The organism is Petralouisia sp. (assembly GCF_056822245.1).
On the sequence record NZ_JBQIOP010000018.1, the window covers coordinates 73,351 to 81,105 of the forward strand.

Below are 7,755 nucleotides of genomic sequence, written 5' to 3' on the forward strand. Positions count from 1 at the left end.
CGTTCCGGCGGTTAAATATCGAAAGATTTTAGCCGCCGATGTAAGAATTGCCCGACAGAAAAGAATTGTGAAATAAACAAGCATAGAGTATAATATGGAAAAGAGATAAAACGGAGGCGGCAGAGATGAAAAAAGCGTTACCTGTCGGTGTTGAAAATTTTGAGGATATGGTGAAATCGGGTTATTACTATGTCGATAAAACAATGCTGATAAAAGAATTAATGGATTTAAAAGGAAAAGTAAATTTGTTTACGCGTCCGAGAAGATTTGGGAAAACCCTGAACTTGAGTATGCTCCGATATTTTTTTGAAGATACAGGGGATGTAGACAAGAATGAACAGTATCAAACGCTTTTTCAGGGAATGAAGATTATGGAGGCGGGGGAGAATTGCACAAATCAGATGGGAATGTATCCTGTGTTTGAATTGACATTGAAATCGGCAAAGCAGGAAGAATACGATACAGCTTATTATATGATACAAACTGCGCTCAGCACAGAATTTGAAAGGCACAGAAAACTTGTGGAAGGAGGGAAAGCATGTCTTTCCCTAAGAGAATATGAGCAGTACACCGCTATCGCAGAAGGGAAGGCGGAGGAAAAAGCGGTAAGAAATGCGCTGCAGTTATTCTGTCAGTGTATGCATAAGATTACCGGTAAGAATACGGTTATTCTGATTGATGAATATGATGTGCCGTTGGAAAATGCATATTTCAGAGGTTTTTATGGAAGGATGGCAGGCTTTATCCGTTCCTTGTTTGAAGCGGCTTTGAAAACCAATCAATATTTACAGTTTGCTGTGATTACCGGGTGTCTGCGGATTTCAAAGGAAAGTATATTTACCGGACTGAACCACCTGAATATTGTTTCTGTGCTTGATAAAAAATACAGTGAGCATTTTGGGTTTACAGAACAGGAAGTTTTTCAGATGATGGCTTATTATGAAGTGGAAAGCCGTTTTTCTACAATGAAAGAATGGTATGATGGGTACTTGTTTGGGGATACGGAAGTTTACAATCCATGGAGTGTGATTAAGTTTTTATATGATTTATATTCGGATACAGATGCATTTCCTCATCCGTATTGGATTAATACCAGTTCCAATGATATTATTAAGGATTTGGTTGCCAGGGCGGACAGGGAGACAAAAGTACAGATTGAGACGCTTTTAGATGGAGGAACGTTAGACATCCAGGTGCATGAAGAGGTTACCTATGGAGACATGTGCGATAATGGTGAAAACTTATGGAATTTTCTTTATTTTACAGGATATCTGACGAAGGAGAGCGAGTATTTTAAAGAATCTTTCATTTTTCTGCGTGTCCGGATTCCCAATATAGAAGTGAAAACAATTTATCAGAATACCATTTTAAATTGGATGAAAGCCATGATAAAGAAAGAGGATTTTCATGATTTGTACCATGCAATGGAAGAGGGAAATGCCCGGAGAATGACAGAGATATTAAATGGACAGCTTTTCCACACTATCAGCTTCTACGACAGCGCGGAAAACTTTTATCATGGCTTTTTGACAGGAATATTAAGCCAGAGTCAGAATTATCTGGTGAAGTCCAACCGTGAATCAGGAAACGGACGTTCAGATATTATGGTGAAGAGCCCTTCGCTGCGGGGCAGGTCGTTTATTCTGGAAATCAAGGTTTCAGACACGATTGATGAGTTGGAAAGAGATGCAGAGCAGGCGCTTAAGCAGATCTATGAGAAAAAATACATGGAAGAGCTGCGTACGGAAGGATACCGGAGCATTGATTGTTATGGCATATCATTTTTCCGGAAAGACTGCGAAGTTCAGTTTGGAGAATAAAAAGGATAGATACTTCTGTATTTTGGGGCGTGTCAGCGCATAACGGGAAAGGAGCATTAAATGGGTATGTCAGGAACGAAAACAGGGAAGAGGAAAAAGAAATTTGTCCTGATGGCAGCGGCAGCAGTAATTCTTATAGTGATGCTTTGGATTGTTTTCTTTGTGTACAGAACAGGCAGTGAGGCATCGGCAGCGGAGCTTTCTTTTACAGAAATGAAACTGACAGATACGGGCTTTACTGCTAAAGCTGAATTTATGTCCAGCGGCAAGAGCTTCTGGAAATACAGTTACACCATAGAGGAAGGGGTTTTATATCTTACGGTCTATGGCGGACTGGCAGGCGGCAGGTATTCGGAAGGCAGTTTTGCCGTTGATATTCAGGATGATTTGAAAAATGTCTCCGCAGTCTGTCTCAAAGGCTGTGATGATACGGCGGTTTTGTATACCCGCTGAAATCTGCAGCAGTTTATTGTTTGAAAAAGATAAGGGATTATCAAAAATAGGAATAAACCGGCTTCAATGGGAAATGTTATAGGTATTACTCCGGCGGTTAAATATCACAGTATCTTACTTGTCCAAACCTTCATCTACTGCGACATTTAACCGCCGGAGTAATAAAAAACACTGGAGGCGGAACATGGAATCCATTTGGAAAAAAACGTGTGACAGCGAGAAACGTCCTGCTTTGAAAGACCATATCCAGGCGGAGGCAGTTGTGATCGGCGCAGGCATGACAGGAATTCTGACTGCATGGCAGTTAGAGCAGGCCGGGGTGCGGACAGTTGTCCTGGAAGCAGACAGGATTGGCAGCGGACAGACCGGGAATACCACAGCGAAGATTACCTTGCAGCATGGAATGTTTTGCAGCGCATTGATTGAGAAAAAAGGAGAAGAAACAGCCAGAAAATATGTGCAGGCCAACCAGGCTGCCGTGGAGGAATACAAAAGGATTGTCCGAGAAGAAAAAATCGACTGCGATTTGACAGAAAGAGATGCCTGTGTTTATTCCGGAGACAGGGAAAAATTAAGACGGGAGACAGAAGCGGCCCGCAAGCTTGGAATAGAAGCGTTCCTGAAAGAGCAGATCGAGCTTCCGGTTTCCTGTGCAGGCGCCGTGTGTGTTCCGGGTCAGGTCCAGTTTCATCCCCTGAAATTTGTCAGAGCATTGTCAGAGTGCCTGAACGTATATGAGGATACCAGGGTAACAGAGGTGGAGCCGAATCTGGTAACAACGGCCTGCGGCAGCGTACATGCAGGCAAGATTGTTTTTGCCTCGCATTTTCCGTTTGTTAATTTTCCCGGGATGTACTTTGCCAGAATGCATCAGGAACGCTCCTATGTGATTGCTCTGGAGCATGCAGGAGAACTTCACGGCATGTATATCGGAGATGGGAAGGATACACTTTCTTTCCGGCAATACGGCCCCTATCTGCTGCTTGGCGGACAGGCCCACCGAACCGGGGAGAACCGGGAAGGCGGATGCTATGACAGACTGAAGGAGGCGGCAAAACAAATGTATCCTGAGAGCCGCCCGGCGGCCTGCTGGTCTGCCCAGGACTGCATGACCAGTGACGGTCTCCCGTTTATCGGGGGCTATGCTGCCGACTGTCCGGACTGGTATGTGGCTGCGGGATTTCAGAAATGGGGGATGAGTTTTGCCATGGTATCGGCCATGCTGCTGAAAGATCTGATCTGCGGAAATGAAAATCCATGTGCAGAAGTATTTGCGCCGTCCAGGTTTTCTTCCGGGGAAATTCCCCAGCTGATGAAGGAAGGGGGAAAGGCTGTAAAAGGCTTGACGAAACGATTTTTTCATCTTCCTGCAGAGACGGATGCGTCGCTGAAAAGAGGGCATGGAGCGGTGGTGGAAACGCCCCAGGGAAAAGCAGGCGTGTATAAGACGGAAGAGGGTAACATCTGTCAGGTGGATATTGTCTGCCCGCACATGGGTTGCGAACTGGCATGGAACCCGGAAGAGCGTTCCTGGGACTGTCCCTGCCACGGCTCCCGGTTTGACTATGAAGGGAATCTGCTGGACGGGCCTGCCCAGGAGGGAATTTGGCAGAAATCAACGGATATTTCATGATATGCGGCGGCCGCATCAGAATCGAATTTTTTCGAAAAACAAAAATATCAGGGACGCATATATTAATAGAAAAAGAGAATCATATGGACAGAGTAAGAAAAATTATCAACGTCGGTCAGGCCCATGAGAAAGGCTATTTTGGGGAAGAAATTGGTGTGGCAATCCTGGACACCGGAATTTATCTCCATTCCGATTTTGAACATAGGATTGTCTGTTTTCAGGATTATGTAAGAGGAAGGATGTCCCCCTATGACGACAACGGCCATGGGACGCATATTGCCGGAATCATCGGCGGCAGCGGCGGGGCGTCCCGGGGAAAATATATGGGGATTGCGCCCCGCTGTCATCTGATTATTATGAAAATATTGGATTATAAAGGAAACGGCAACACAGAACAGGTGGTAGAGGCAATTGACTGGCTGGTTCAGCAGAGAAATGTTTACCGGATACGGATTGTGAATATATCGATCGGAATGGTGCTTCATGCAAAGAGCAGGGAGCGGGCAAGGCTTTTGCAGGCCGTGGAATACGCCTGGGACAATGATCTGGTGGTGGTGGCAGCGGCGGGAAATAACGGCCCCGGGGAAAACAGCATTACGGTGCCCGGAATCTGCCGGAAAATCATAACCGCCGGCTGCTATGACGATACCAGAGAGCAGATTGGAAGGTCTATGTTAAAGCCGGATTATTCCGGTCAGGGCCCCACGGATCATTGCGTGGTGAAACCGGAGCTGGTGCTGCCGGGAACCAATGTCACAAGCTGCGGCGTATATCCAAGCCTGTATACGCAAAAAAGCGGCACTTCCATGGCGGCGCCTATGGTGAGCGGGAGCATCGCCCTTTTGCTGAGTAAATACCCCCATTTTTTACCGGCGGATGTAAAGCTGCGATTCTATCAGCGGACGGTGGATTTGGGCCTGCCTCTGTCAAAACAGGGATGGGGAATGGTAGACATTGGAAGATTATTGTGATAAAATGTCACCAGCGCATAAAAGCGTCAGGGAATGTTCTGAAACTGAAAGGCATTGCCTGGGGGGGAGGCACTTTGCGCAAGAGGTGATTGGATGAAGAAAATAAAGAAATTTTTGTTGGGAAGGGCAACAATTGTGGCTTTTGCCATACTGATTCAGTTGTGTTGGCTGCTGTCGTTTTTATATGATTTTCAGGCCCGTTTCACATTTTTTAACACGGTGATTGATCTGGTGGCAGTTTTTGTGGTGCTGTTGATTGTCAATAAAAGGAGCAACCTTTCTTATAAACTGGCCTGGAGCGTTGTGATACTGGCAGTTCCCATTGTGGGGCTTTTGATTTATTTTATTTTCGGGCGGTCAGAGCTGACAAGGCCGACCAGGAAAAGGATGGAAGCCATTAACTTTGAGATGGAACAGGAGCTGCCAGAGCATTCCCAGATACAGATGGAACTGATGGAGAAGGATATGTCTGTTTACTGCCAGTCAAAGTATGTCAGGGACTGGGCAGGTTTCCCGGTATATAAGAATACAGAAACAAAATATTATCCCTGCGGAGAAAAAATGTTTCCGGATATGCTGGCGGCCCTTGAGGAAGCGGAGCATTTTATTTTCATGGAATATTTTATCGTGGAAGAAGGCTATATGTTTGGGAAAATCCTGGAGATTTTAAAACGCAAGGCCAACCAGGGCGTAGACGTGCGTTTTATTTACGATGATTTCGGATGCGTCACCACGCTTCCGGCGAAATATTACCGGAGAATGCAGGAATGGGGCATTCAGTGCGTCCGGTTTAATCCTCTGTATCCCGTTATGTCCGTGATTATGAATAACCGGGATCACAGGAAAATTCTGGTGGTGGACGGCAAGGTGGGATTTACCGGGGGAATTAATCTGGCGGATGAATATGTGAATCAGGTGAAACGGTTCGGATACTGGAAGGATACCGCCATCCGTCTGGAAGGGGAGGCAGTCTGGAGTTTTACCCTTATGTTTCTGGAAATGTGGGATTATATTACAAAGAGCCAGGAGGCGGATTTGGAAAAATTCCGGCCTGCCCGCTATCAGACCAGAGAATTTCACACAGACGGATACGTGCAGCCTTATACGGACAGTCCTCTGGATCATGAAAACGTGGGAGAAAATATCTATATGAATATTATTAACCGCGCCCGGAACTATGTATATATTTTTACTCCCTACCTGATTCCGGATGATGAGATTTTAAAGGCTCTGCAGAATGCAGCCAAAAGCGGCGTGGATGTGAGGATTATAATGCCGGGAATTCCGGATAAGCAGATTATCTACTGGATTTCCCAGTCCTATTATGAGCCGCTTTTGGAATGCGGGGTAAGGATTTACCAGTTTAATCCCGGATTTCTCCATGCAAAATGTTTTGTGTGCGACGATGAGGTGGCCGTTGTGGGAAGCGTGAATCTGGATTACCGCAGCCTGTATCTGCATTTTGAGTGCGGCGTCTGGATGTACTGCTCCAGGGCGGTTATGCAGGTCAAGGCGGACGTGCTGAATACCCTGGAACAGTCGGAGGAAATCAATATGGAATTTTGCAGGAAGCGTCCGGCGGCAATCCGCACGCTGCAGAGCGTTCTGCGGCTGTTTGCGCCGCTTCTGTAGAATGTTATATAATTGGTTTCGTCCGCAAAGGGGGCCTGGGAATCGTTGGTCTGTTTGTTTTAACAGAATTAGCAGAACAGAAATTGTCCCAGTGTTTTCAGGAAGTAGTCTTTGAATAATGCTTTTTCCACATCCGCTTCAAACAGAATATCCACGGAGCCGATTTCTTTTCCGTTTAATTTGTAGACGGCTTTACCGGCGCTCTGGCCTTTTTTGACAGGCGCATCGGCAGATTTGGGAAGCTCCAGCTCTTTGGTGACGGAGGACAAATCGGAACCTGCCACGTCCAGATAGGAGAATCCGGATGCATAGGCCAGGGGGGAACTGTCCGCTACGCCGCCTTTGATGGCCAGGCTGGGAAGTTTATCCGTATTTTCATCCTGGTAGACCTGACATTTTCCGAATCCATAGTTCAGAAGCGTAGTGGCGTCTTTGAAACGGATTTTGTGATCCGGAGCGGCCATAATTACGGCAATCAGCTCCAGGCCGTCTTTTTCGGCAGTGGCGGACACGCAGAATTTTGCCTGGGAGGTGGAGCCTGTTTTTAAGCCGGTAGCATAGGGATACTGGCGGATCAGTTTGTTCGTGTTGGTAAGGCCGAATTCAGAGGAGCCCTTTCTGGTTACATGGGTGATATTTTCCATCCAGATGGTGCAGTACTCATGTATCTTCGGATATTTGGTAATCAGCTCCCGGGACATCAGGGCCACGTCATAGGCGGTGGTCATGTGGCCGTCCACGTCAAGGCCGCAGCAGTTTACAAAATTGGTGTCTTTCATGCCCAGGTCTTTGGCCCGCTGATTCATGCGGCTGACAAATTCCTGCTCGCTGCCCCAGATGTGTTCTGCCATGGCTACACATGTGGCATATACACATAGTAGACAAGCAGGAATCCTTGTAGAATGTACACTTCCAAGAAAACTAAATATTCGGACACATACATAAGTCCATTATCAGTTATATTTCTATGATTGATAGTGGGCTTATTTAGTGCCTGAAAACATAATCTAACCACTTAAAAACATCAAATGCCAGATACAATTCAATCCCTAAAATGTCTCTATGAGCCGTACAGAGCTTCATAAGGGCATTCCAATAACCAATTAACAGCAATCTTGAAACTATGATTTCATTGCACAATCAACCCAACCATCAAAACATAATTCCAAAATCACAAAACCGAACCAATAATCAAAAATTAAAAATGAATCATCAAAACAAAAATTCCAAAATCAAAACCATAAAC

6 protein-coding genes are annotated in these 7,755 nt (G+C 45.8%); 5 read left to right on the forward strand and 1 reads right to left on the reverse strand.

What is annotated here, in order from left to right:
* The first annotated feature begins 125 nt into the window (after positions 1-125).
* The 5 genes from ACTO17_RS09100 (at position 126) to cls (ending at position 6,509) form a co-directional block, all read left to right on the forward strand.
* Positions 126-1,820, forward strand: a complete 1,695-nt coding sequence (locus ACTO17_RS09100) for an AAA family ATPase (protein ID WP_482557719.1) — start codon at positions 126-128, stop codon at positions 1,818-1,820.
* 60 nt (positions 1,821-1,880) lie between these two features.
* On the forward strand, positions 1,881-2,273 hold the full coding sequence (locus ACTO17_RS09105; RefSeq protein ID WP_482557720.1) for a hypothetical protein: 393 nt from the start codon (positions 1,881-1,883) through the stop codon (positions 2,271-2,273).
* 184 nt (positions 2,274-2,457) lie between these two features.
* Positions 2,458-3,906 carry an FAD-dependent oxidoreductase gene (locus ACTO17_RS09110; protein WP_482557721.1) on the forward strand — a complete coding sequence of 483 codons (1,449 nt, stop codon included), beginning with the start codon at positions 2,458-2,460 and terminating at the stop codon, positions 3,904-3,906.
* A gap of 83 nt (positions 3,907-3,989) precedes the next feature.
* Positions 3,990-4,877: a S8 family peptidase gene (locus ACTO17_RS09115; RefSeq protein ID WP_482557722.1), complete on the forward strand. Its 888-nt coding sequence runs from the start codon at positions 3,990-3,992 to the stop codon at positions 4,875-4,877.
* Positions 4,878-4,970: 93 nt separating this feature from the next.
* Positions 4,971-6,509 carry a cardiolipin synthase gene (gene cls, locus ACTO17_RS09120; RefSeq protein ID WP_172537673.1) on the forward strand — a complete coding sequence of 513 codons (1,539 nt, stop codon included), beginning with the start codon at positions 4,971-4,973 and terminating at the stop codon, positions 6,507-6,509.
* Positions 6,510-6,577: 68 nt separating this feature from the next.
* Here the strand turns inward: cls and ACTO17_RS09125 are convergent, their stop codons facing one another.
* Positions 6,578-7,360, reverse strand: coding sequence for a D-alanyl-D-alanine carboxypeptidase family protein (locus ACTO17_RS09125; protein ID WP_172537672.1), 783 nt, complete (start codon positions 7,358-7,360; stop codon positions 6,578-6,580).
* Positions 7,361-7,755 lie beyond the last annotated feature (395 nt).